21 protein-coding genes and 2 pseudogenes are annotated in these 23292 nt (G+C 74.6%); 10 read left to right on the top strand and 13 right to left on the bottom strand.

The window, feature by feature from the left end:
• Window positions 1–142 precede the first annotated feature (142 nt).
• Window positions 143–622: an MSMEG_6728 family protein gene (locus MCBG_RS22065; protein ID WP_043327962.1), complete on the bottom strand. Its 480-nt coding sequence runs from the start codon at window positions 620–622 to the stop codon at window positions 143–145.
• Window positions 623–709: 87 nt separating this feature from the next.
• Here MCBG_RS22065 and MCBG_RS22070 point away from each other — a divergent pair, with 87 nt between their 5' ends.
• The gene (locus MCBG_RS22070) at window positions 710–2494 is read left to right on the top strand and encodes a potassium channel family protein (RefSeq protein ID WP_369799321.1); all 1785 of its coding nucleotides are present in this window, start codon (window positions 710–712) and stop codon (window positions 2492–2494) included.
• A gap of 9 nt (window positions 2495–2503) precedes the next feature.
• On the opposite strand, the pseudogene MCBG_RS22075 reads toward MCBG_RS22070, so the two are convergent.
• Together MCBG_RS22075 and MCBG_RS22080 are read right to left on the bottom strand one after the other, a co-directional pair.
• Window positions 2504–3744: pseudogene (locus tag MCBG_RS22075) on the bottom strand (APC family permease).
• A gap of 47 nt (window positions 3745–3791) precedes the next feature.
• A complete protein-coding gene (locus MCBG_RS22080; RefSeq protein ID WP_043327964.1) occupies window positions 3792–4565 on the bottom strand; it encodes a phosphatase PAP2 family protein in 774 nt (257 codons plus the stop codon).
• A 111-nt stretch (window positions 4566–4676) separates the two neighbouring features.
• Here MCBG_RS22080 and MCBG_RS22085 point away from each other — a divergent pair, with 111 nt between their 5' ends.
• Window positions 4677–5885 carry a DUF4032 domain-containing protein gene (locus MCBG_RS22085; protein WP_030502801.1) on the top strand — a complete coding sequence of 403 codons (1209 nt, stop codon included), beginning with the start codon at window positions 4677–4679 and terminating at the stop codon, window positions 5883–5885.
• A gap of 12 nt (window positions 5886–5897) precedes the next feature.
• Here the strand turns inward: MCBG_RS22085 and nagA are convergent, their stop codons facing one another.
• The 3 genes from nagA to MCBG_RS22100 form a co-directional block, all read right to left on the bottom strand.
• Window positions 5898–7007, bottom strand: a complete 1110-nt coding sequence (gene nagA / locus MCBG_RS22090; protein WP_043327965.1) for an N-acetylglucosamine-6-phosphate deacetylase — start codon at window positions 7005–7007, stop codon at window positions 5898–5900.
• Window positions 7004–7936, bottom strand: coding sequence for an ROK family protein (locus MCBG_RS22095; protein WP_043327966.1), 933 nt, complete (start codon window positions 7934–7936; stop codon window positions 7004–7006). The genes nagA and MCBG_RS22095 overlap by 4 nt, the downstream gene beginning before the upstream one ends.
• Before the next feature lie 79 nt (window positions 7937–8015).
• The gene (locus MCBG_RS22100; RefSeq protein WP_043327967.1) at window positions 8016–8945 is read right to left on the bottom strand and encodes an SIS domain-containing protein; all 930 of its coding nucleotides are present in this window, start codon (window positions 8943–8945) and stop codon (window positions 8016–8018) included.
• A 199-nt stretch (window positions 8946–9144) separates the two neighbouring features.
• Between MCBG_RS22100 and MCBG_RS22105 the strand changes: the two genes are divergently transcribed.
• The 4 genes from MCBG_RS22105 (at window position 9145) to MCBG_RS22120 (ending at window position 12703) form a co-directional block, all read left to right on the top strand.
• The gene (locus MCBG_RS22105; protein ID WP_043327968.1) at window positions 9145–9930 is read left to right on the top strand and encodes a DeoR/GlpR family DNA-binding transcription regulator; all 786 of its coding nucleotides are present in this window, start codon (window positions 9145–9147) and stop codon (window positions 9928–9930) included.
• A 163-nt stretch (window positions 9931–10093) separates the two neighbouring features.
• Entirely contained in the window at window positions 10094–11092 is a 999-nt protein-coding gene (locus tag MCBG_RS22110; RefSeq protein ID WP_043327969.1) for an ATP-binding cassette domain-containing protein, read from the top strand.
• The gene (locus tag MCBG_RS22115) at window positions 11089–12102 is read left to right on the top strand and encodes an ABC transporter permease subunit (RefSeq protein WP_043327970.1); all 1014 of its coding nucleotides are present in this window, start codon (window positions 11089–11091) and stop codon (window positions 12100–12102) included. The genes MCBG_RS22110 and MCBG_RS22115 overlap by 4 nt, the downstream gene beginning before the upstream one ends.
• A gap of 136 nt (window positions 12103–12238) precedes the next feature.
• Window positions 12239–12703: a DUF3263 domain-containing protein gene (locus MCBG_RS22120; protein ID WP_043327971.1), complete on the top strand. Its 465-nt coding sequence runs from the start codon at window positions 12239–12241 to the stop codon at window positions 12701–12703.
• 6 nt (window positions 12704–12709) lie between these two features.
• Here MCBG_RS22120 and MCBG_RS22125 read toward each other — a convergent pair whose 3' ends face one another.
• Entirely contained in the window at window positions 12710–12922 is a 213-nt protein-coding gene (locus MCBG_RS22125) for a hypothetical protein (RefSeq protein WP_013288875.1), read from the bottom strand.
• Window positions 12923–13073: 151 nt separating this feature from the next.
• On the opposite strand from MCBG_RS22125, the gene MCBG_RS22130 reads away from it, so the two are divergent.
• From MCBG_RS22130 to MCBG_RS22145, 4 genes are all read left to right on the top strand, one after another.
• Complete coding sequence (locus MCBG_RS22130; RefSeq protein ID WP_043327972.1) at window positions 13074–13976, top strand: hypothetical protein; 903 nt, start codon at window positions 13074–13076, stop codon at window positions 13974–13976.
• 149 nt (window positions 13977–14125) lie between these two features.
• Entirely contained in the window at window positions 14126–14635 is a 510-nt protein-coding gene (locus MCBG_RS22135; RefSeq protein WP_043327973.1) for a GNAT family N-acetyltransferase, read from the top strand.
• A 126-nt stretch (window positions 14636–14761) separates the two neighbouring features.
• Window positions 14762–15169 carry a hypothetical protein gene (locus tag MCBG_RS22140; RefSeq protein WP_043327974.1) on the top strand — a complete coding sequence of 136 codons (408 nt, stop codon included), beginning with the start codon at window positions 14762–14764 and terminating at the stop codon, window positions 15167–15169.
• Window positions 15170–15171: 2 nt separating this feature from the next.
• A complete protein-coding gene (locus MCBG_RS22145) occupies window positions 15172–16122 on the top strand; it encodes an SRPBCC family protein (protein ID WP_084789592.1) in 951 nt (316 codons plus the stop codon).
• A gap of 4 nt (window positions 16123–16126) precedes the next feature.
• On the opposite strand, the gene MCBG_RS22150 is transcribed toward MCBG_RS22145, so the two are convergent.
• The 6 genes and pseudogenes from MCBG_RS22150 to MCBG_RS22175 all read right to left on the bottom strand — a co-directional run.
• The gene (locus MCBG_RS22150) at window positions 16127–18364 is read right to left on the bottom strand and encodes an AAA family ATPase (protein WP_043327975.1); all 2238 of its coding nucleotides are present in this window, start codon (window positions 18362–18364) and stop codon (window positions 16127–16129) included.
• A gap of 37 nt (window positions 18365–18401) precedes the next feature.
• Window positions 18402–18893, bottom strand: coding sequence for a hypothetical protein (locus tag MCBG_RS22155; RefSeq protein WP_043330885.1), 492 nt, complete (start codon window positions 18891–18893; stop codon window positions 18402–18404).
• A gap of 47 nt (window positions 18894–18940) precedes the next feature.
• Window positions 18941–19735, bottom strand: a complete 795-nt coding sequence (locus MCBG_RS22160; RefSeq protein ID WP_176722823.1) for a GTP-binding protein — start codon at window positions 19733–19735, stop codon at window positions 18941–18943.
• Window positions 19713–20162, bottom strand: a complete 450-nt coding sequence (locus MCBG_RS22165; RefSeq protein ID WP_043327976.1) for a DUF742 domain-containing protein — start codon at window positions 20160–20162, stop codon at window positions 19713–19715. Before MCBG_RS22165 ends, MCBG_RS22160 begins: the two co-directional genes overlap by 23 nt.
• Window positions 20159–20623, bottom strand: a complete 465-nt coding sequence (locus MCBG_RS35285; protein WP_043327977.1) for a roadblock/LC7 domain-containing protein — start codon at window positions 20621–20623, stop codon at window positions 20159–20161. Before MCBG_RS35285 ends, MCBG_RS22165 begins: the two co-directional genes overlap by 4 nt.
• Window positions 20620–23292 (bottom strand): annotated as a pseudogene (locus MCBG_RS22175) (ATP-binding protein); the annotation flags it as partial. The gene MCBG_RS35285 and the pseudogene MCBG_RS22175, both read right to left, overlap by 4 nt.

The raw sequence follows: 23292 nt of genomic DNA on the forward strand, positions 1-23292 counted from the left end.
CCTTCTTAACGCCGGGGCGGCCCGGTTACGTCCGCGCCGCGCGCCGGCCGCCCGCGCGCCGAGTGCGCCGCGCGGCGGCGTGGGGGAGGTGTTAACAAGGGGCCCTTCCTCTACCGGAGGCGTTAAAAAGGGGCCCTTCCTTTCACTCCAGGCAGTGGCGGGGGCGGTCGGAGGGGGGCCAGACGTACTCCAGGTCGGGGGAGACGTCGGTGAACAGCCGCGCATAGTGGACCGGGTCCTTGCGTAGCAGCGACGACCGGTGGCTGCGGTGCAGGTCGTCGCGGCCCAGCCAGGGCGGCAGCTCACCGGCGGCGGCCAGCTCGTCCTGGGTGCGGATCACCGCGATGCCGCAGGCGGTGGCGAGGTCGGTGGCGAGCGTGCCGGCGCAGGTGTCGGCCCGGCCCGGCTCGCACCACACCGCGCACATGTCCAGCCCGTACCGGGTCAGCGCCTCCTCGTACCCGGCCCACATCTTCACGGCGGGATGGTTGCGCCAGCCGTAGTCCGGCCGGGTCAGGCCGCGCAGCACCTGGATCGTCTCCACGCGCTGCTTGCCCAGCCGCTTCTGGTCCAGCGTCCGGGCGCTGGCCAGGAAGTCCGGATACGGCAGGAACGTCTGCATGCCGGTGCTCTACCCGTACCCGGCCACGCCATGCGTTCATGATCGAGGGGGCTGCGCGTACCGCGAGCGGCTGACTACCATCCGGACATGGCCGAGCCCCTGCGTGACCGCGCACGCCGCGCGACCGGCTGGCGGCTCCGGATGAACGGGGACGAACGCCCCCACTTCGTGGTGTGCGGCTCCGATCCGCTCGCCTACTGGGTGGTCCGGTCGCTGCTCGCCACCGACAGTGCCGACGGGCGGGTGCGGGTCACGCTCGTGGTGCCGGCCCGCCGCCGGTCCGAGGGCCCGGACGGGCGGGACGTGCCGGGGGTACGGGTCGTCACCGCCGAACGCCTCGATGAGGCGGCGTTCCGCCGGGCCGGACTGGCCGGCGCGGCCGGGCTGGCGCTGCTGAACCAGGACGACGTGGGCAACATGCACGCCGCGCTCTGCGCCCAGGAGGTCGAGTCCCGGCTGCGCCTGGTGGTGCGCATGTTCAACACCAACCTGGCGGACGGGCTGCGCCAGCTCTTCCCCGACTCGGCGGTGCTCTCCGACGCCTCGATGGCCGCGCCCGCCTTCGTCGCCGCAGCGCTGGGCGAGGTGGCGCCGACCCACTTCCGGCACGCCGGGCGCACGCTGTACGTGGCGCGGCGCGACGACGTACGCCCGCAGGACGTGGTCTGCGGCCTGGCCGTCACCACGGACCCGGACCTGGTCCGGGTGCTGCCCGCCGACGAGGCCGCGGCCGACGTGGTGCTGGCCGAGGCGACCGGCCGGCCGGCGGGCACGGAGGTGGCCGCGCGGCGGCTGGTGCGGGCGCGGCGGCGACGGCAGCCGGCGGCGGTGCTGCTGCGCGCGGTCCGCCACTTCGCCACCCGCAAGATCGGCATCGCGGTGCTGGTGCTGCTCGGGGTGATCGCGGTGCTGGGCTGGCTCAACGCGCGGGCCGCCGACGTCAGCTGGAGCGAGGCGGTCTACCTGACGCTGGTCACCACGCTCACCGGCCAGGACCCGGACGTCAACAAGCCGGTCGCCGCCCAGGTCATGCAGGTGGTGCTCAACCTGGCCGGGCTGGCGCTGATCCCGCTGATCACCGCAGCGGTGGTCGACGGCGTCGTAAACGCCCGGCTGGCCCTGCACGCCGGCCGGGTCCAGCCGGACCGCTCCGGGCACGTGGTGCTGGTCGGGCTGGGCAACATCGGCACCCGGGTGATGGCCCAGCTGCACGACTTCGGCGTCGAGGTGGTGGCGATCGACAAGAACGCGGACGCGCGGGGCGCCGCGCTGGCGCACCGGCTGGGGGTGCCGCTGATCGTCGGCGACGCGGGCCGGGAGGAGACGCTGCGGTCCGCGTCCGTCGACACCTGCCAGGCGCTGGTGGTGGTCTCCACCGACGACGGGACGAACCTGCGTGCCGCGCTGATCGCCCGGTCGCTCGACCCGGACCTGCGGGTGGTGCTGCGGCTGTTCGACGGCGACTTCGCCGAGCGGATCCAGCAGGCGTTCGGCATCGGCATCTCGCGCAGTGTGTCCTATCTGGCCGCGCCGTCGTTCGCGGCGGCGCTGCTGGACCGCGCGGTCGTCGCCACCATCCCGGTCGACCGGCACGCGCTGCTGGTCACCGAGGTGCCGGTGGTGGCGGGCTCACCGCTGGACGGGCGTCCGCTGAGCGCGGTGGCCCGGCCCGGCGAGGTACGCCTGCTCGCGTACACCCGGCCGAACCAGAAAGCCGACTGGACGGCCGATCCGCGGATGGTGATCCAGGCCGGTGACCGGTTGACTGTGGTGGCCCGGCGGGCCGGGCTGACCGCGCTGCTGCGGGAGACCACGCCCGCGCCGCCGCCGGCGCCCGCCGGTCCACCCGCCGCGCGCCGCCCGGAGGAGTGACCGGCCGCGTCAGGCAGGTCGACGACGGCGGCGGACCGTGTACCCGAGCGCGCCGAGCGCGAGCACGCCGAACCCGGCGAGCACGCTCGGCAGCGGCAGGTTGACCGCCAGCACCAGGCAGCCGACCAGCCCCAGCGCGGCGAGCAGCCGGGCCGGGACACGCCGGGCCGGGTCCGGGCCGAGCGTCAGCGCCGCCGCGTTGGTGATCGCGTAGTAGACCAGCACGGTGCAGCTGGAGAAGCCGATCGCGCCCCGGACGTCGCCGACCGCGACGACGGCGATCACCACGGCGGCCACGGCCAGCTCGGCGCGGTGCGGCACCCGGTGGCGCGGGTGCACCGCCGCCAGCGCGCGCGGCAGGTCCCGGCGGCGGGCCATCGCCAGCGAGGTGCGGCCGACGCCCGCGAGCAGCGACAGCAGCACCCCGGTCACCGCTACCGCCGCGCCGGCCCGGACCAGCCAGGCCAGTCCCCGGGTGCCGGCGGCGGTCACCACCTCGACCAGTGGCGCGTCGGTGGACGCCAGCGGTCGGCGCCCAGCACGCCGAGCGCGACCACCGCCAGCGTCAGGTAGATCGCCAGCACCGCGCCGAGCGCCAGCGGCACCGCGCGCGGGATGGTGCGCTCCGGGTCGCGTACCTCCTCGCCCAGCGTGGCGATCCGCGCGTACCCGGCGAACGCGAAGAACAGCAGCCCGGCGGCGGTGAGCACACCGCGTACCCCGAGGTCGGCGGGGGCGGTGAGCCGGTCGGCCGCCACCTGCGGGGCGCCGGTCACCGCCACCACGGCGAGCACTGTGAGCACCAGCGCGACCAGCACCCGGGTGGCGGCGGCGGTCTTGCCGATGCCGCGCAGGTTCACCACCGTCACCGCCACCACCGCGAGGACGGCGACGAGCCGCGCCCGCCCCGGCCACAGGTACGCCCCGACGGTCAGCGCCATGGCCGCGCAGCTCGCGGTCTTGCCGACCACGAAGCCCCAGCCGGCCAGGAAACCGGCGAACGGGTGCAGCCGTTCCCGGCCGTAGACGTAGGTGCCGCCGGACTCGGGGTAGCGGGCGGCGAGCCGGGCCGAGCTGGTGGCGTTGCAGTAGGCGATGAAGCCGGCGACCGCCAGCGCGACCAGCAGACCGACGCCGCCGGCTGCCGCCGCGGCGGGGGCGAAGACCACGAAGACGCCCGCGCCGAGCATCGAGCCGAGACCGATGACGACCGCGTCGGGTACGCCGAGTCGCCGCGCCAGTTGTTCCACACCGGCAGCCTAGGAGCGTGCGGTGAACAGCGGGTGCGGTCGCCCGGTCAGCCCGGCGCGGACCAGTCGACCGGCCGCCGCCAGTCGCCGAGCCGGCGCGGCAGCGGCAGGTCGTCCCAGGGCACCCGGCGCAGCAGTCGGTCCAGCAGCAGGCCGAGCAGCAGACCGGCGATCGAGTCGGTGAGCCAGTGCCAGCCCAGGTAGACGGTGGTGCAGAAGACCACCGCCGGGGGCACCACCCGGACCACGGTGACCAGCCGGGGCGGCACGGTCCGGCCGACCGTGCGCACGAGCGGGGCCAGTAGCAGGGCCAGCACGCCGTACCAGACGATCGCGTTGGCGACGTGCCCGGACGGGTACGACTGGGCGAAGCGGACCGGCAGGTCGTGCTGGAACAGCGGCAGCGTCTGCTCGGGCGACAGGAACGGCTCCTTGACCGAGGCGCTCGGCGCCGGCCGGGCCGTCCACACCTTCAGCGGCCCGATCGTGAAGAACGTCAGCACGAACGCGACCACCGGCGGCAGGATCGGCCGCACCGAGCGCAGCCGCAGCGCCAGCAGCACGCCCAGCCCGGCCGCGAGCAGCGTCAGCGGGGTGCCCTGGCCGAGCAGGTTGAGCGTCATCGCCACCCAGCGGGCGGCGGTCGGGCGGTGCTCGTCGGACCAGTCGGCGACCGCCCGGTCGAGCCCGAACAGGTGCCCGGAGGCGAGCGCCACGGTGAGCGCCACCACTGACGCGAGCAGCAGCCCGTCGAACCACCACCCGGCCGGCCGGACCGGCCGCAGCCGCAGGTGACCGCGTACCCCTGAGGTCTGACGCACGCGACCACGCTACCGGCCGCCGACGGCGCCGGGGCGGCGCGGGCATCGGCGGCTGTGTGCCGAGCCACGAAGGGAAGCGCGGTCCGGGGGTGAGCGGTCACACTGGTTGCCGTGCGGATCACCTCGGCTCTCGTCGACCCGGCGCTGCTCGACCTCCCTTGGTCGACCCCGCTGGAGCAGTGGCCTGCCGAGCACCTGGTGGCGCTGCCGCAGGGCATCTCCCGGCACATCGTGCGGTTCGTCCGGCTCGGCGGGTACGTCTACGCGGTGAAGGAGACCGGCGAGCGGGTCGCCGAGCGCGAGTACGACCTGCTGCGGGCGCTGGAGCGAATCGACTTCCCGTCGGTGGAGGCCGTCGCCATCGTGGCCGACCGGCAGAGCGACGACGGCGAGCCGCTGGACCCGGTGCTGATCACCCGCCACCTCCAGTTCTCCCTGCCCTACCGGGCGCTGTTCTCCCGCACGCTGCGGCCGGAGACCATGAACCGTCTGCTCGACGCGCTCGCGGTGCTGCTGGTCCGGATGCACCTGACCGGTTTCTTCTGGGGCGACTGCTCGCTGTCCAACACGCTGTTCCGGCGGGACGCGGGCGCGTTCGCCGCCTACCTGGTGGACGCGGAGACCGGCGCGCTGCACCCGTCGCTGTCCAACGGGCAGCGCGGCGAGGACCTGGAGATCGCCCGGGTCAACATCTTCGGCGAGGCGCTCGACCTGCAGGCCGCCGGCCTGCTGCACGAGTCGATCGACCCGGAGGTGGTCTGCGAGGAGGTCGTACGGCGCTACGAGCAGCTCTGGCACGAGATCACCTACGAGCAGCAGGTCGAGCGCGCTGCCCGGCACGACATCGAGCGCCGCATCCGCCGCCTCAACGAGCTGGGCTTCGACGTGGCCGAGGTGGCGATGTCCACTGTCGACAACGGGCGTTACCTGGTGCGGCCGAAGGTGGTCGACGTCGGCTACCACACCCGGCGGCTGCTGCGCCTCACCGGCCTGGACGCGGAGGAGAACCAGGCCCGCCGGCTCCTCAACGACCTGGACGCCTACCGGGTGGAGAGCGACCTGACCGACGAGCAGCAGGCGGCGCACCGCTGGCTGACCGAGGTCTTCGAGCCGGTGGTCCGGGCGGTGCCCGCGCACCTGCGCCGCAAGCTGGAGCCGCAGGAGCTGTTCGCCCAGATCATCGAGCACAAGTGGCTGCTGTCCGAGCAGGCCGGGCGGGACGTGGGGATGCGCCGGGCGGTGCAGTCGTACCTGGCGGACGTGCTGGTGCACCGGCCGGACGAGCAGGCGGTACTCGGCGTCGAGGTGCCCACCGCCTGACCGCCGGGCGGGTCACTCCACCCAGTTACCGCCGCGCATCACCCGCACCACGTTCAGGTCGTCGTCAAGCACCACCAGGTCGGCGCGCAGCCCGGCGACCAGCGCGCCGACCCGGTCGCCCAGGCCGATCGCGCGGGCCGGGGTGGTGGCGACCATGCGGCAGGCGTCCGGCAGGGCCACGCCCGCGCCGACCGCGTGCCGCAGCGCGGCGTCCATGGTGAGCGTGCTGCCGGCGATCGCGCCGTTGTGGGCGAGCCGGGCCTCCCCGCCGGCCACGGTGACCGCCTGGCCGCCCAGCTCGTACTCGCCGTCGGGCATGCCGGCGGCGGCCATCGCGTCGGTGATCAGCGCGGCCCGCTCCGGGCCGGCCACCGAGGTGGCGAAACCGAGCATCCCGTCGTGCAGGTGCACCCCGTCGGCGACCAGCTCGCACACCACGTTCGGGGCCTCCAGCAGCGCCACCACCGGGCCGGGCTCACGGTGGTGCACCGGGCGCATCCCGTTGAACAGGTGGGTGCCGACCGTCGCGCCCGCGGCCACCGCCGCGCGGGTCTGCTCCCAGGTCGCGTCGGTGTGCCCGACCGCCGCCACCACGCCCTGCGACACCAGCAGCTCGATCGCCTTGGTGGCGCCGTCGCGTTCCGGCGCGAGCGTGACCATGCGTACCGCGCCGCCGCCCAGCTCGATCAGCTCGGTCAGCTCGGCCGTGGACGGGTCCCGCAGGAACTCCGGGTTCTGCGCGCCGCAGCGGTCGGCAGACAGGTACGGGCCCTCGAAGTGGACGCCGGCGAGCACGCCGGACTCGACCAGCGGGCGGTAGGCGGCGGTGGCGTCGCGCATCAGCTCGAACGGGGAACTGACCAGGCTGGCCAGCAGCGTGGTGGTGCCGTGCCCGAGATGGAACGCGGCGGCCTGCCGCGCCGCCTCCGGGTCGCCGGTGGTGAACGTGTGCCCGCCGCCGCCGTGGGTGTGCATGTCCACGAAGCCCGGCACGATCCAGTGCCCGTCGCGCACCGACGGATACTCGGCGACGGCGGTGATCCGCCCGTCCGCGATCTCCACGCAGCCCTGCCGGATGACGCCGGTCGGGGTCACCACCTTGCCGGTCACGCGCCGGGTCATCGACTCTCCTTCACCAGGGTGTCCAGGGCCAGCAGGGCGGCGCCGAGGCAGCCGGCCTCGTCGCCGAGGTCGGCCGCGACCAGGCGCGGTTCGCGATGGAACGTCAGCCGCTCGCGCAGCGCCGCCCGCAGCGGGTCGAACAGCCGGGCACCGGCCTGGGCCAGCCCGCCGCCGAGCACCACTGTCGACACATCGTAGAGCGCCTGCCCGGTGGCCAGTCCGTCGGCGAGCGCCTCGACCGCGTCCTGCCACACCTCCACGGCGAGCGGTTCACCGGCCGCCGCGCGCTCGGCAACCTGGGCGGCGGTGGTGGGCGCGCCGGACAGCTCCGCGTACCGGCGTCCGATCGCCGAGGCCGACGACACCGCCTCCAGGCAGCCGGTCCGCCCGCAGCCGCAGCGCGGTCCGCCGGGCCGTACCAGGATGTGGCCGATCTCCCCGGCGGCGCCGTGCGCGCCGGTGGCGGCCGACCCGTCGACCACGTGGGCGGCGGCGATGCCGGTGCCGATGGCGACGAACAGGACGTGGCCGGCGTCCCGCCCGGCCCCGAGGCGCGCCTCGGCCAGGCCGCCGGCACGCACGTCGTGGCCGAGCGCCGCGGGCAGTCCCAGCCGCGTGCCCGCCAGCTCCCGCAGGGGTACGTCCCGGAAGCCTACGTTCGCCGACCAGACCGCCACGCCGCGCGCCTCGTCGATCACTCCGGGTACGGCGATGCCGCAGGCCACCGGCGTATGGCCGTCGGCGCGGGCCTTGCCGGCCAGCCCTTCGGCCACGTCGAGGATCGTGCCGACCACCGCCTCCGGGCCGCGCTGCGCGCCGGTGTCGTGCCGTTCGGTGTGCACTGTCGTGCCGTCCGGCCGGACCAGGGCGCACTTCATCCCGGTGCCGCCCACGTCCAGCGCGACGACGACCTCGTCGCCTCCACTCACGCCGTGGGCTCGCTTCGCTCGCTCACGCCGTGCTGACTGGGCATGCGCTCACGGCCCTCGCTGCGCTCGGTGCGTTCGCTCATGCCAGGACCACGGACCGGGTCAGGTGGCGCGGCGCGTCCGGGTCGAGGCCACGGGTGGTCGCGAGCGCGACCGCGAAACGCTGGGCCAGGATCAGGTCGGCCATCGGGTCGACCGGGTTGCGCCCGGCCGCCCAGCTCGTCAGCACCGTGCGCCAGCCGTGAGTGCGGCTGTGCACGAACGCGGCGCCGGTGGCGGCCACGTCCTCCGGCAGGCCGTCCGGGATCTCGCCGAGCGCCCACACCAGCCGGCCGGGGGCGGCGACCGAGATCGGGCCGTGCCGGTAGTCCATCGCCGGGTACGCCTCGGCCCAGAACGTGGCCGCCTCGCGGCACTTCAGCGCGGCCTCCTGGGCCAGCCCGACGGTCCAGCCGCGGCCGAGGAAGGTGACCTGCTCGATGCCGGCCGGGTCGATCGGCAGCGGGGCCCGGACGGCCACCTCCGCGTCGGCGGCGAGCCGGCTGAGGTCCTCGCCGAGGTGGGCGCGCAGCAGCGCGAGCGCGGTGGTGGCGAAGCGGGTCTGCACCACCGACCGCTCGTCGGCGAAGGGGAGCGCGACAGTGGCGTCCGCGGACGCGACGGCGGCCGAGTCCGGGTCGCCGACGAGGACCGTGGTGGGGATCCGCCCGCGCAGCGCGGCGAGCAGGTCGAGCACCTCGGTGGTGGTGCCGGAGCGGGTGATCGCGATGAGCCGGTCGTAGTGGCGGCCGGTGGGGAACTCGCTGGCCTGGAAGGCGTCGGTCTCGCCGTGGCCGGCGGCCTCGCGCAGCCCGGCGTACGCCATGGCCATGAACCACGACGTGCCGCAACCGACCACCGCGACCCGCTCGCCGGGGCGCGGCAGGCGCTCGGCGACGGTCGGAGCGAGTCGCGCCGCCTCCCGCCAGCAGTCGGGCTGGCTCGCGATCTCCGCGTGCACGTACGCCATGACAACTCCTCGCCGGGAAAAACCCTTGCGCAATACGGCGCGATACTGCCGTCTTTCGCGCGTCATTCTGCGCGAAGCGGCGTGGTTGTGGCAACTGTCTCCAAGTTCGCGCAGCGAAGGCTTTTGCGCGGACTGAGTTTCGCGCACTAGTGTGCACGCAACCGATCACCGTTCACGCATAGTCAGGGAGGCCCCAGCGGTGGACCGCTACGCGCGCTGGAACGCGCTGCTGGAGATGCTGACCGACAGCGGCCGGGTCACCGTCGAGGAGGCGGCCGACCGGCTGGACGTCTCCCAGGCCACCATCCGGCGTGACTTCGACCAGCTCGCCCAGCAGCAGATGATCACCCGTACCCGGGGTGGCGCGGTCGCCAACGGCGTCTCCTACGACCTGCCGCTGCGCTACAAGACCGCGAAGCACTCGGCCGAGAAGCAGCGGATCGGCACGGCCGCCGCCGCCCTCGTCTCCCCGGGAACGGTGGTCGGCCTCAACGGCGGCACCACGAGCACCGAGGTCGCGCGGGCTCTGGCCGTACGCCCCGACCTCAACACCAGCGCGGAGGGCGCCCAGCTCACCGTGGTCACCAACGCGCTGAACATCGCCAACGAGCTGCTGGTGCGCTCGCGGATGAAGGTGGTGGTGGCCGGCGGCGTGGTCCGGCCCAAGTCGTTCGAGCTGGTCGGCCCGCTGGGCGGGGCGCTGCTGCGTGAGGTCACGCTCGACGTCGCGCTGCTCGGCGTGGACGCGATCGACCCGCAGCTCGGCGCCGCCGCGCACCACGAGGGGGAGGCGGCCATGAACAGTCTCATGGTCGCCCGCGCCAAGCGGGTCGTCGTGATAGCCGATTCCTCGAAGCTCGGTGGGCACGCGTTCGCCCGGATCTGCCCGGTGGACCGGGTCGAGACGCTGGTGACCGACTCCGGCGCGTCCCCGGACGTCGTGGCGGCGTTCCGCGAGGCCGGCGTCCACGTCGTCTGCGCCTGACGGCGCAAGGAAGGGACCCTTCTTAACGCCTGCGGTAGAGGAGGGGCCCCTTTTTAACGCGCCTCGACGCGCCTCGACGCGCCGACACTGCATACCGGGTATTGCCATCCGGTGCATACCGCGTATGGTGTCGCTGACGCCTACTTATCGGGGGAGGTCAGCTGTGTCGGCTGTCCTGGAGATCGAAGGTCTCCGCAAGACGTACCGGAGCCGGAAGCGCGGGGTCCGCCACGCGCTCGACGGCTTCGACATGCGAGTGGAAGCCGGCCAGGTGCACGGCTTCCTCGGCCCGAACGGTTCGGGCAAGACCACCACGCTGCGTACGCTGCTCGGCCTGATCAAGCCGAACGGCGGCCGGATGGCGATCCTCGGTCAGGAGCTGCCGCACGCGCTGCCGGCCGTCGCCGGGCAGGTCGGCGCCATCGTGGAGAGTCCGCAGTTCTTCCCGCACTTCAGCGCGCGGGACACGCTGGGCCTGCTCGCCCAGGCGGGTGAGCTGCCCAAGCAGCGCGTGGACGAGGTGCTGGAGCTGGTCGGGCTGCGCGACCGGGCGGGTGAGCGGGTCAAGACCTACTCGCTCGGCATGAAGCAGCGCCTCGCGGTCGCGTCCGCGCTGCTCAAGAACCCCAAGCTGCTGATCCTCGACGAGCCGGCGAACGGCCTCGACCCGGGCGGCATCCGGGAGATGCGCGGGCTGATGCGGGAGCTGTCCGAGGCCGGGATGACTGTGGTGCTCTCGAGCCACATCCTGGGCGAGATCCAACTCATCTGCGACTCGGTCACCATCATCTCGCTCGGCCGCCGGGTCGCGTTCGGACCGGTCGACCAGGTGCTCGCGGCCCACTCCCAGGGCGCCGTGCGGGTACGCCTGGAGGCGGTCGACGACCTGCCCCAGGCCGCCGACGCGCTCAGCCGTGCCGGGGTCGGCGTGACCGCCGAGCCGGACCACCTGATGCTGTCCGGTGTGGACAAGCCGGCCACCGTCAGCCGCCTACTCGCCGAGCAGGGCCTGTACGTCAGCGAGCTCACCCCGGTCGCCGTCGACCTGGAGAGCGTCTTCCTCGAACTGACCGCCACCGCGCCGGTCCCCGGCCAGCACCGTCAGGTCGATCAGTCCGCCAAGGTCGACCAGACCGGCACCGCAGGAGGTTGGGGCGCATGAGCCTGTTCGTCACCGAGCTGCGCCGGCTCGGCAAGCGCCGGGTGACCCGGCTGATGCTCGTGCTCCTGGTGCTCGGCCTGGCCACCGTCGCGACCGCGTTCAGTTTCTCCAGCGAGAAGCTCTCGCCCGTGGTGGTGGCCGAGGCCGAGGCCAAGGCGAACAACGACTACCAGTCCGCGATGACGGACTGGAAGCGTAACGTCGCGGAGTGCGAGGCGGCCCAGGCGCGCGGCGAGAAGACCGAGGAGCGGTACGGCCCGAACTGCGGCAAGGACTACCAGCCGCAGCCCGACATGTTCGAGGCGAAGTGGTACCTGCCGTACCAGTTCGACTTCCGGGCCGAGTTCCCCATGTTCATCGCCGTGTTCGCCGCCTCCGTGGCGCTGTTCGGCTTCATCGTCGGCGCCTCCTTCGTGGGCGCCGAGTGGAACACCGGCGGGATGATGAACCTGCTGTTGTGGCGACCGAAGCGGCTGACCGTGCTGGGCACGAAGCTGGCCGCCCTGCTGACCACGGTGTTCGGCCTGACCGTGGTGCTCGGCGCGCTCTGGACGGCGGCGTTCTGGCTGATCGCCGGCCAGCGGGGCAGTACCGCGAAGATGACCGCCGGGGTGTGGCAGTCGATCGGGCTGGACGGGCTGCGCGCGCTGGGCATGACGCTCCTCGTGGCGGCGGTCGGGTTCGCGCTGGCCTCGCTGGGCCGGCACACGGCGATGGCGCTCGGCGCGGCGGTGGGCATCTTCGCGGTGAGTGAGATCGGCATCCGGATCGCGGTCGCCGTGCTCGGGGTGCAGTTCGGCGACCGGTACGTGCTCTCCACGTACGCCCAGTCGTGGTTCCTGAAGCAGGCGGAACTGTTCGACTACGACACCTGTCAGTTCTCCCAGGGCGCCTGCGAGCCGGCCACGTACGTGGTCACCTGGCAGCAGTCGGCTGTGGTGTTCGGCGTGGCCCTGGTGGGCGCGGTCGTGGCCGCGTTCTGGACGATGCGGCGGCGGGACATCGCCTGACCTGGTCCGCGCCGCCGGCTCCCCCCGGCGGCGCGGACCCCGCGTCCGATGCGGCCGGGGGCGGCCCTGGTTACGCTGGGGCTCCCCCGGCCGGCGCGCTCCGCGTGCCGGTCACCCGCCGTCGGAGAGGAGCGCCATGTCCGCCGACGCCTCGCAGCGGGCCGCCGTCGACCCGTCCGGCCCGGCAGCGGGTACGCGCCACGCGGGCGGGACGGTTCCGCCACCGCGCACCGCTCCGCCCGTCGAGTCCACCGCACCGTCGGAGCCGTCGGAGTCCGTCCGGCCCGGGTCGCCGCCCGTCGAGTCCACCGCGCCGGTCGAGCAGCCCGGTCCGGAAGCGGCGGATACGGGCGCCGCGGGCACGACGCCGGCCGGCCTCACCGAGCGGGAGCAGCGGATCCTCGCCTTCGAGGCGCAGTGGTGGAAGCACGCCGGAGCCAAGGAACAGGCCATCCGGGACACGTTCGGGCTCTCCGCGACCCGCTACTACCAGCTGCTCAACGCGCTGCTCGACCACCCGGCCGCGCTCGCCGCCGATCCGGTGCTGATCGGCCGGCTGCGCCGGCTGCGCTCGTCGCGGGCCCGCAACCGGCGGCGCTGACCCGCCTCACTTCTCGTACGTGCGCAGCCCGTTGCCGATGGCGAAGAACGTCGGCGCCCACTCGCCGATGAAGATGCCCCAGCGGTCCGCCCGCGCCACTCCGGCGCGCTCCATGTGCTTGGAGAGGAACCAGCTGGTGACCGAGAGGCCGATGCTGACGAACCCGGCGAGGTATGCGTGCTCCGCCCGGATGCCGCCCTCGTGCAACCGCTCCAACATCTCGAATCCCCCTGTCACCGGGACCGACCCGGTCGCGTTCGACGCTACCGAAAGTGCGGGAGTAATGACGCAGGGTTACCGCGATCGGGCCGGTGGCGGATGACCTGGCGCGGGCCGGGTAGGCGGCCGGCGACGACGAACGGAGGCGACGATGGGAGCACCGGACCGCCGGTACGCGATCGGCAGCGGGCCGGCCCGCCCGGCCGGGGAGGCGCCGGTGATGCGGGTGCGTTCCGCCTCCGACCCGGCGCCGGGCCGCCCGGAGAACGAGGACGTGGTCTTCCGGATCGGCCCGCTCGTCGGCGTCCTCGACGGGGCCACCGTGCCGGAGGGCTTCGACACCGGATGCGTGCACGGTCCCGCCTGGTACGTCCGGCACCTGGCCGCCCGGATCGGCCTGGCGATCGCGGCGCGGCCCGCCGCCACGCTGATGAGCAGCCTCGCGGCGGCGATCCTCGCGGTCCGGGCCGACCACGGCGGGACGTGCGACCTGGACCATCCCGGCACCCCCTCGTCCACCGTCTGCCTGCTGCGGGAAAGCGGCGACCGGGTCGACTACCTGGTGCTCTGCGACAGCCCGCTGGTGCTCGACACCGACCGCGGGATCGAGGTGGTCACCGACGACCGGCTCGCGGACGCGGTGGCCGACCTGCGGCGCAACGCCGCCGCGCTGCCCGACGGCGAGACCGACCCGGCGACCCGGTTCCGGCGGGCGACGACGGTGCAGCGGACCCGGATGAACCGCACCCACGGCTACTGGGCGGCGGCGAGCGACCCGGACGCGGCGTACCACGCGCTGACCGGCACGCTTCCGCTGCGCGGTCCGGGTGCGCTGCGCCGGGCCGCGCTGCTCAGCGACGGCGCCTCCTGCGCGGTCGACCAGTTCGGCCTGTTCGACTGGGCCGGGCTGCTGGAGGTGCTGACCGTGGCGGGCCCGGAAGGGCTGATCGACCGGGTCCGCGCGGCCGAGCGGGACCACCCGGAGCGGCTGCGGCGGCGCAAGCGCACCGACGACGCCTCGGTGGTGCTGTGCGAGTTCGCTCCTCCGGCGTGAGCACGCTCACGCCGGAACACCCGGTCGGATGACAACGCAGCGTGAGGCGGAACACCCCGGGGGTACGACCGGCCGAGGCGGTCGGCCATAGCGGCAATCCGGGCCCAAAGGGGTGGACGGCCCGGACAGGTAGCGGCAGACTGCGCCTCGTGACGGGTGCGGTACGGCTGGAGCCGGTGGACGAGCGGAACCTGGAACCGTTGCTCTCCGTAGCGGCGGCGGAGGCGGAACCGGAGGACGTGATGCCTCCGGTGCAGGCGCCCGCGGGCTGGTCGCTCGCCCGCCGGGACGCGTTCCGGGAGTTCCACCGGGCGAACCTCGGCGGACTCGACGGCCCGACCCGCACCGCCATGTACGCGATCGTCTCCGGCGGCGAGGTCGTCGGCATGATCCGGATGACCCGCCGGGACGAGCCCGGCACTGTGGAGACGGGCATGTGGCTGGGCCGCTCCGCCCGGGGCCGGGGTCTCGGCGCCGCCGCGCTGCGGCAGCTGCTGCACACCGCCGCGGCGGCCGGGATGCACACAGTGGTCGCGGACACCACGCCGGACAACGCGGGCGCTCTCTCCGTTCTTCGTAAATGCGGTGCGGAATTGCGCGAGGAGGGCGGAGAAGTGCACGCCCGAATGTGCCTCGACTCGGCGCTGCCGATCCGCTGAAACCCGTTCTTGCAGCTCCCTGACGCTTGACGTGAAGTTTCGGCCGCCTTTTCCGTTCCCCTGAGGAAATGTTTTCCCAACGGGGTGACGGGTAGTTCGCGCCCCGGGGAGTGCGGAGGAGAGCGGATGAAAAGCGGAGCACGGGTGGCGCTGGCGGTGGGCTTCGGCTACCTGCTGGGTCGCCGGAGGAAGATGCGTACCGCGTTGACGCTCGCCGCGGCGGTCGCCGCCGGGCGGGCCAGCCAGCGTCCCGGCGGCATCAAGCGGCTCGGCGCGGATCTGATGGGCGCCAGTCCGCAGCTGCGCAACCTCGGCGGGCTGGCGCCGCCGCTGGTGGCGGCCGGGCGGGCCGCGGCGACCGCCGCCGCCGGCAGCGGCATCGACGCGATCGGCGGCCGGCTGCGCGACGGGGCCGACGCGCTGCGCCGCCGGAGCGGCCCGGGCCGGCCGGACGCCGAGCGTTCCGCGCCGGACGAGGAACCGGAGCTGGACGAGCAGCCCGAGGCGCCGGACCGACAGCAGCGGGGGCGGTGACGATGGCGACGACCGATCTGACCGGCCGGGTACGCGACGAGATCGGCGGCGAGCTGCGCAACCTCGCCGCGGCTCTCGGTGAACGGGCCGTCCAGGCGATCAGCGACCGGGTCACCGCCGCGACCGGACGACTCAGCGAGTACGCGCAGCAGGGCGGCGACCCCGGCCTGGTCGCCGCCGCCACCGGCGCGCGGAAGCTCGCCGAGGGCAGCTCCCCGGTGAAGGCCATGTTCCATGCCGGCGTGGCCGGCGGTAGGGAGAAGCTGATGGCGGCGTTCGGCCGCAAGGGCGGCGGCGACGGCGGCCGGAAGCTCAAGGTCACCAACATCGTCGAGACCATCGAGGTCGGCGTACCGGTCCGGGTCGCCTACAACCAGTGGACGACGTTCGGCGACTTCCCGAGCTTCATGAAGAAGGTCGAACAGGCCGACTGCGACGACGAGAAGATGACCTGGAAGGCGCAGGTGCTCTGGTCGCACCGGACCTGGGAGTCGACGATCGTGCGGCAGATCCCGGACCGGCTCATCCACTGGCGGTCCACCGGCGAGAAGGGCTCGGTCGACGGCAGCGTCAGCTTCCACGAGGTCGCCCCGGAGCTGACCCGGATCCTGGTCGTGCTGCAGTACCACCCGCGGGGCTTCTTCGAGCACACCGGCAACCTGTGGCGGGCCCAGGGCCGCCGGGTCCGGCTGGAGCTGAAGCACTTCGTCCGGCACGTGATGACCCGGACCGTGCTCGACCCGGACGCGGTCGAGGGCTGGCGCGGCGAGATCGAGGACTCCCAGGTCGTCAAGGACCACGAGACCGCGCTCCGGGAGGAGCGGGGAGAGACCGGGCCGGCCGACGACGAGTACGCCGCCTACGACGAGGGCAACGACTTCGCCGACGACGAGTACGCCGACGAGCCGGTCCTCACGGCACCGGAGCGTGCCCGCCGCCGCGACGAGCGCTGACCGGTCAGGACCGGCCGGCGGCGTACGACTCCAGGTGCGCGAGCTGCACCGGGTCCAGCGACGGCCGGACACGGTCCCGGGCCGCCCCGACGTGCGCGGCAGTCACGGTGCTCGCGTTGAGCGACTCCCGCATGGCGGCGAGCGCCGCCTCCCGTACCAGCGCGGCGCAGTCGGCGGCGGAGAAGCCGTCCAGCTCGGCGCCGAGCGCGTCGAGGTCGACGTCCGGCGCGAGCGGTACGCCCCGGGCGGCGGCGCGGAGGATCTCCGCGCGGGCCGGCCCGTCCGGCGGCGGCACGTAGACCAGACGTTCCAGCCGGCCGGGACGCAGCAGCGCCGGGTCGACCAGCTCCGGCCGGTTCGTCGCGCCGACCACCACCACGTTGCGCAGCGCCTCCACCCCGTCCAGCTCGGTGAGCAGCGCCGCCACCACCCGGTCGGTGGTGCCGCCGTCGCTGGCCTGCCCGCGTACCGGGGCCAGCGCGTCCACCTCGTCCAGGAACACCAGCGTGGGCGCGGCCTGGCGGGCCCGGCGGAACAGCTCCCGCACCGCCCGCTCGCTCTCACCCACCCACTTGGAGAGCAGCTCGGCGCCCTTCACCGACAACACGTTCGCCCGCCCGGACCCGGCCAGCGCGGTGACCAGGTAGGTCTTGCCGCAGCCGGGCGGCCCGTAGAGCAGCACCCCGCGCGGCGGCGTCACGCCCAGCCGGGCGAACGTGTCCGGGTAGGTGAGCGGCCAGAGCACCGACTCGGTGAGCGTCTGCTTGACGTCGTGCAGTCCGCCCACGTCGTCGAGCGTCACCGACGCCAGCTCCAGCGTGGACGCGGACATCGTCGTCGGCCGGACCACCTCCAGCGCCTCGGTGAAGTCCGTCATCGCCACCGTCGGCGTCTCCGCCGTCTTCTGCCGCAGCGCCGCGCGTACCCCGGCCTCGCGGACGAGCGCCGCCAGGTCCGCCGCGACGAACCCGGGGGTACGGCCGGCCACCTCGTCCAGCCGTACGTCGCCGGCCAGCGGCACCTGCCGGGTGAGCACTGTCAGCTGTTCCCGGCGCAGCGCCGCGTCGGGCAGCGGCACGGTGATCCGCAGCGCCAGCAGGTCCGGGCCGCGCAGTCCCGGGTCCACCGCCTCCGGTCGCCCGCTGGTGCAGACCACCGCCACGCCGGCCCGCAGCGCCTCGGCGACCACCTGGCGGAACACGGTGGCCAGCGGACCCGGCTCGTCGGCCGGGGCGATCGCCTCCACGTCGGTGACCAGCAGCACGGCCGGTCCGCCGGCGCGTACCGCCGACGCCGCCTCGCGGAGCCTGCGGGCCGCCGCGTCGTTCGTGAGCGCGGCCAGCTCCGGCGCCCAGAGCGGGCGCAGACCCGCGCCGACCCGGGCCGCGACGGCGCGCACGAGCGCTGACTTGCCCGAGCCCGCCGGTCCCTCCACCAGCACGCCGAGCGAGACGGTGGTGCCGAGCCGGCCCAGCACCTCACGGTGGTGGAAGCCCAGGTCCAGCAGCTCGGTCAGCTCCTCGGCCTGGGCGCGCAGGCCGGGCAGCTCGTCGACGTCCGGGGCGTCCTCCGGGCCGAGCAGGCCCTCGGCCCGTTCCGTCCCGGCCGGCGCGGCCGAGGGCGCGGAGACGGGCGCGCCCGGGGACACCGGGCCGGAGCCCCGGGTGGCCGGACCGTGCTCCCAGCCCACCACCGTGTCCATGGTGACGAGCGCGCCGGCCGCCGGCTCGACGGACACGACGTTGAGCAGCGTGCTGGTCCAGGCGTACCCGACGGAGCTGGCGAGACTGCGCCGCGCGGCCTCGATCAGGCCGCGCACGGCGGCGTCCGGGAGCACGTCCTGCGGCAGCAGCGAGACGTCGTCGCCGGGCGTGACGACCTTGCCGAGCAGCGCGAGTCGCAGCATCTCCGGCGGGACCGCGGCGACCACGGCGGCCGGGCCGGCCAGCGTGAGCCGGCGCGCCGGGGTGGCCGGCAGCGGGCTCACCGTCACCTGGCCGCCGGCCCGCAGCCCCAGGTTGCCGAGCAGCAGGTCGTCGGCGTGCAGCAGGACGCCGCTGGTGCCCGGGTCGGCGGCGGCCGCGATGCCGGCGGTCGTCCGGCGGCCGGTCAGCCGCACCGGATCGCCGGGGCGCAGCGCCAGCGCGGTGAGCACCTCGGGGTGCAGGCGTACCACGCCGCGGCGGGCGTCGAGCGCGGCCGGCCGCAGCGTCGCGGTCAGGGTCAGATCGGGTTCCGCCACCCGCCGACAGTAGCCGCCGTGACCACGAGGTGCCGCCTCAGCGCGGGTCCGGGCCGTCCAGCAGCGAGGGATCCCGCCGGATCATCTCCGCCAGCCGGGCCGCCGGGTCCGACTCGACCGAGTCCTGCCCGGGGGCGGGCACCGTCTTCACCGACATGGGCCACGCCGGCGGGGGCGTCGGCGCCGAGGCCGGGCCCACCGTGACCGCGGGGCCCGACCAGGAGACCCGCAGCGGGTACGCCTGGTCGCCCACTTCCACCCGCAGCGTGACGGCGACCCCGGGGTGGTCGGCCACGACCCGCCGGACCGCGTCGGCGACCTCCTCGACCGGGTCACGCCGCGCCGGCGCCGCGCCGCCCCGCAGCCGGTACGCGCCGTGGCCCGCCCGCCCGTTGCCCGGCTCGGCCGGCAGTTCCTCCGGGACCACGTCCTGGTCGGTCCCGCCGGCCGGTTCGCCGGGCGCCCGGCGGCGCATCGCCTCCTCGCGCCGCGCCATCCGGGCCAGTGTCTCGTCCAGATCACCTCTCATGGCGTCCACCCCTTCGCCAGACAACGGATCGAAACGACTGTCGGTGTTCAGCCCGCCCGTGGCTGCGGGGCGGGCCCGTCGCCGCGCCGCCCCGAACGGGTCGCCCGGTCCAGCGCCCGGTCCAGGACGACCAGCAGGGCGTCCCGGACGGAGAGCCGGTCCCGGGCGTCGAACTGCACGAGCGGCACGTGCTCCGCGATCGCCAGCGCCCAGCGGATCGACGGCAGGTCGAGGGCCAGCCGCCCGTCGAAGGCGTTGACGCCGACGGCGAACGGCAGCCCGGAACGTTCGAAGAAGTCGATGGCCGGATAGCAGTCGTCGAGGCGGGCGCTGTCCACCACCACGAGCGCGCCGAGCGCCCCCCGGGCCAGGTCGTCCCACATGAAACCGAACCGCGCCTGACCGGGCGTACCGAAGAGGTAGAGCTTGAGGCTGCGGTCGATGGTGACGCAGCCGAAGTCCATGGCGACGGTCGTGGTGGTCTTCCCGGCGACGCCGCCCGGGTCGTCGATGCCGATCCCGACGGTGGTCATCTCGGCCTCGGTGGTCAGCGGCGCGATCTCCGAGATCGCCCCCACCGTGGTGGTCTTGCCGACCCCGAACCCGCCGGCGATCAGGATCTTGACCGGGATCGGCGGGCGGGGCGCCGGGACCCGGCTCACGATCGGGGCCGGTTCCTGGGGCGGCACCCCGGGCGGCAGGTACGGCAGCGGCGGGGTGGGCGGTGGCGGTGTGGCGCGGCCGATCAGCGGGGCCGGTCCGCCGTAGCGGCTCGGGGCGCTGTTCGCGGACGGCCCGCCCAGGGCCGCCGCCGGCCATTCAGGAGATCGCACGAAGTCCATCAATCACTCGCAGGATGATGTCGGGATCGAGGGCGTCGTCGCCGTCCGCGACGTGCACGTCGAGATGGCCGGCGGCGCGGAGGTCGCCGACGAGTACCCGGGTCACACCGAAGTGCATCCGGGTCCGGGCGGAGATCTCCGCCACCGAGACGGGCTCGGCGCAGATCGCGACGATCGCCGCCAGTTCCGGGGACAGCCGGGCCGTCACCGCCCACGAGGTGCTGCCCGGACGAGCGGTGACCTGGGTCTCCAGACCGATCGCCGGGTCGCCGTCCACTCGTCCGGCGGTCAGCACGAACGGGCGCGGGCCGGTCGGCTCCCCGTCGCCCGCGTCCGGCTCCGGAACCGGAACGGACGCGTGCAGGAAGGGGCGGACCCGGATGCCGGGTTCCGGCTCCGGGTCCGCGCCGGCGGCCCCCGGGATCATTGCTGAACGGCGTTCTTCAGCTCGGCGATCAGGCGGGGACTCAGGGCGCCGCCGGCCCGGCCGGCGAAGAGCGTCATCTCGTACGCCACGGTGCCCAGGTTGGCCGTCCGGTCGGCGACGACGCCGAGGACCGAACCACTGCTGATCGCGCTGATCAGCAGGTAACCCTCGGCCATGTCGACGATCACCCGGTTGAGCGCGCCCAGCGCGTACCAGCTCGCGGCGCCTCCGGCGAGGCTGGTCATGCCGGAGACCACGGCGGCGAGCCGTTCCGCGTTGGACCGGTCCTTGATGGCGGACATGGCCATCAGCAGCCCGTCCGAGGAGACCGCGATCGCCTCCATCACCCCGGCGGTGCTGGAGGTGAACGAGTCGAGCAGCCAGTTGAAGGTGCGCGCCTCGGGGCTGAGGTCGCCGGCGGCGCTCTGTTCGATGTTGTCGTGCAAGAAGGGGCTGGTCACCGTGATGGGTCCTCTTCGTAATGACGGTCTGGGCTGACTTCGCGCAGAGCGCGGGCGACGCCCGCCTCGAATTCGTTGACGAGATTGCGGACCTCGACGGGGTCGCCGGGGTCGGAGCTGGCCGGGGGCGTGGACTGGACCGGGGTGTCGGCCAGGTTCGCGCCCGGCACCCGCCGGCTCAGCCGGGGACGCTCCGTTGCGGGCGGGACGAGGGTGGTGTGGCCCTCGGCCCGGCGTACGCCGTCCTGGAACGCCTCGACCAGGGCCCGGACGGAGGCCGGATCGGCCGGTACGCCGATCAGCGGCCCGCCGGTCGCCGGGGCGGCCGGGGTGGTGGGCGCGGGGGCCGGGAGGTTCGCGCCGGGCACCCGCTGCCGGATCGGCGACCGCGTGCCGGGCCGTCCGGTGGGCGGGCCGACCGGTTCCGGCCCGGCCGGGACCGACGGGCGACCACCGGCGGGGGGTGCCGTGCGGGCCGGACCGACCGGCGGGGCCGACGCCGGTCCGGCGGTCGGTACGGGCGCGGACCCGACGGTCGGCGTGCGCGCCGGCCGGACAGCCGGTGGCGACGACGGCCCGACGGCCAGGCCGGCCCCGGCGGCCGGTGCGAGGGCCGGGCCGGCGGGCGGCGTCAGGGCCGGACCCGCCGGTGGGGTCAGGGCTGGGCCGGCCGGCGCGGTGCGGGTCGGGCCGGTCGTCGGCCCGGCGGCCGGGGGAGCGACCGGGACCGGGCCGACGACCGGTGTCGGCGGGGAGGTACGGCCGGGGTGCGCCACCGGCCCGGCCGGCCGGGTGGCGGGCGCACCTGCGGCCGGCGGCCAGGCGGGCGGCGCGCCGGCGGTGGGCAGGCCCGGATCCTCGGCCGGCTCCGGAGCGTCGTCCCGCTTGCCGAAGGCGTTCCACGGGTCGCCGCTGGACATGCTGCGGGTGGCCCGGCTCAGCAGCTCCGCGTCGAAGCCGGCGGGCGGTTCGACCGCTGCCGTCCCGTGCTCGTGCCCGCCGGGCGGCACAGCGGGCCAGCGTGGCGGTGGCGAAGACCGGCTCGGGGCGGCGGACCACGAGCGAGTCGGCCGGGACCTCCAGGGTGGCGGTGACTCCGCCCCCCGGGGTCGGCGTCAGCCGGACGTGCCAGCCGTGCCGCCGGGCCAGCCGGCCGACGACGAAGAGGCCGAGCACCTCGGTCGGGGCGAGGTCGAGCCGCTCCCGGCGGTCGAACCGCGCGTTCTCCTCGGCCATCCGCTCCTCGGTCAGGCCGATGCCGTGGTCGACCACCACGAGCCGGGCGCCGCCGTCGGTCAGCTCGCCGGTCACCACCACGCGGGTGTGCGGCGCCGAGAAGGAGGTGGCGTTCTCCATCAGCTCGGCCAGCGTCAGCACCAGGTCGCCGACGATCGCCGGCGCCGCCGCGACGCCGGGCGGCACCTCCACGTCGACGCGGGTGTAGTCCTCGATCTCGCCGAGCGCGAGCCGGACCACGTCGGCCAGCGGGACCGGCGCCACGTGGCCGTCCGAGCCGGTGGCGCCGGAGAGCACCACCAGGCTGCCCGCGTTGCGGCGCAGACGGCTGGAGATGTGGTCCAGCCGGTACAGGTGCTCCAGCCGGCCCGGGTCCGTCTCCTGCCGCTCCAGCCGGTCGATGAGCGCGATCTGGCGGCCGACCAGGTTCTGGGTACGCCGTCCGACGTGGCCGAACATCTGCGCCACGTTGCGGCGTCCGGCCACCTGCCGCTCGACCAGCCGGGCGGCGGTGTGCTGCACCCGGTCGAACGCGCGGGCCAGCTCACCGATCTCGTCCCGGGCGCTCACCTCCACCGGGTCGAGGCGTACCGGGGGCACGCTCTCGGACTCGTCGTCGGCGACCCGGGTCAGCTCCGCCTCGGCGACCCGGGCGACCCGCTCGGCGGAGCGGGTGAGCCGGCTCAGCGGGCGGGCGACGGTACGGGCCACCGTCATGCTCAGCAGCACCACGACCAGCAGGATGACGCCCGCCGCCACGGTGACCAGCCAGGCCGCGGTCAGAGCCTCCCGCTCCCGGGCGCGGGTCTCCGCGATGACGTCCGCGACGACCTTCTTCTCGACGAACTGGCCCAGCGTGATCATCGACCGGGACGCGGGGAAGAGCACGTCCAGCGAGACCGGCGCGATCGCCGCGTCGGGGTCCCGGAGGCTGTCCACCAGGAACGTCGGGCTGGTCCGCGCGGCCACCGCCGCGTCGTCCAACTCGGCCACCTTGAGCTGCTCCGGCGTGATCAGCCGGCGGAAGCGCCGGTTGTCGACGTTGAGCGCCGCCATGCACGCCACGAACGACCGCGACATCCGCGGGTCGCCGGTCGCCTTGACCAGCACGATCTGGGTGGTGCAGGAGCTGAGCGCCTCGTCGACGCGCAGCAACGCGTCCAGGGCGAGCACCTGCCGCCCGGCGGCGGTGTCGGTGTCCACCTGGTACGGCAGTCGCAGCGCGTCGATCAGGGCGGTGTCGACCTCGCTGAACGCGGTCAGGATCTGGTCCGGCCTGGCCCGGCCGGCGAGCGTGGCGGTGCGGACGTCGTCCAGCTTGCGTACCCCGTCGAGGCTCTCGCGGACCGTCGCCGGCAGCGTCTCGGCGCGCAGATCGGCGACCCGGTCGTCGACGGTGGCCGACTTCTGGATCAGCTCGGTGCGGGACACCC

This window comes from Micromonospora sp. M42, assembly GCF_000568915.1.
Classification (GTDB): domain Bacteria; phylum Actinomycetota; class Actinomycetes; order Mycobacteriales; family Micromonosporaceae; genus Micromonospora; species Micromonospora chalcea.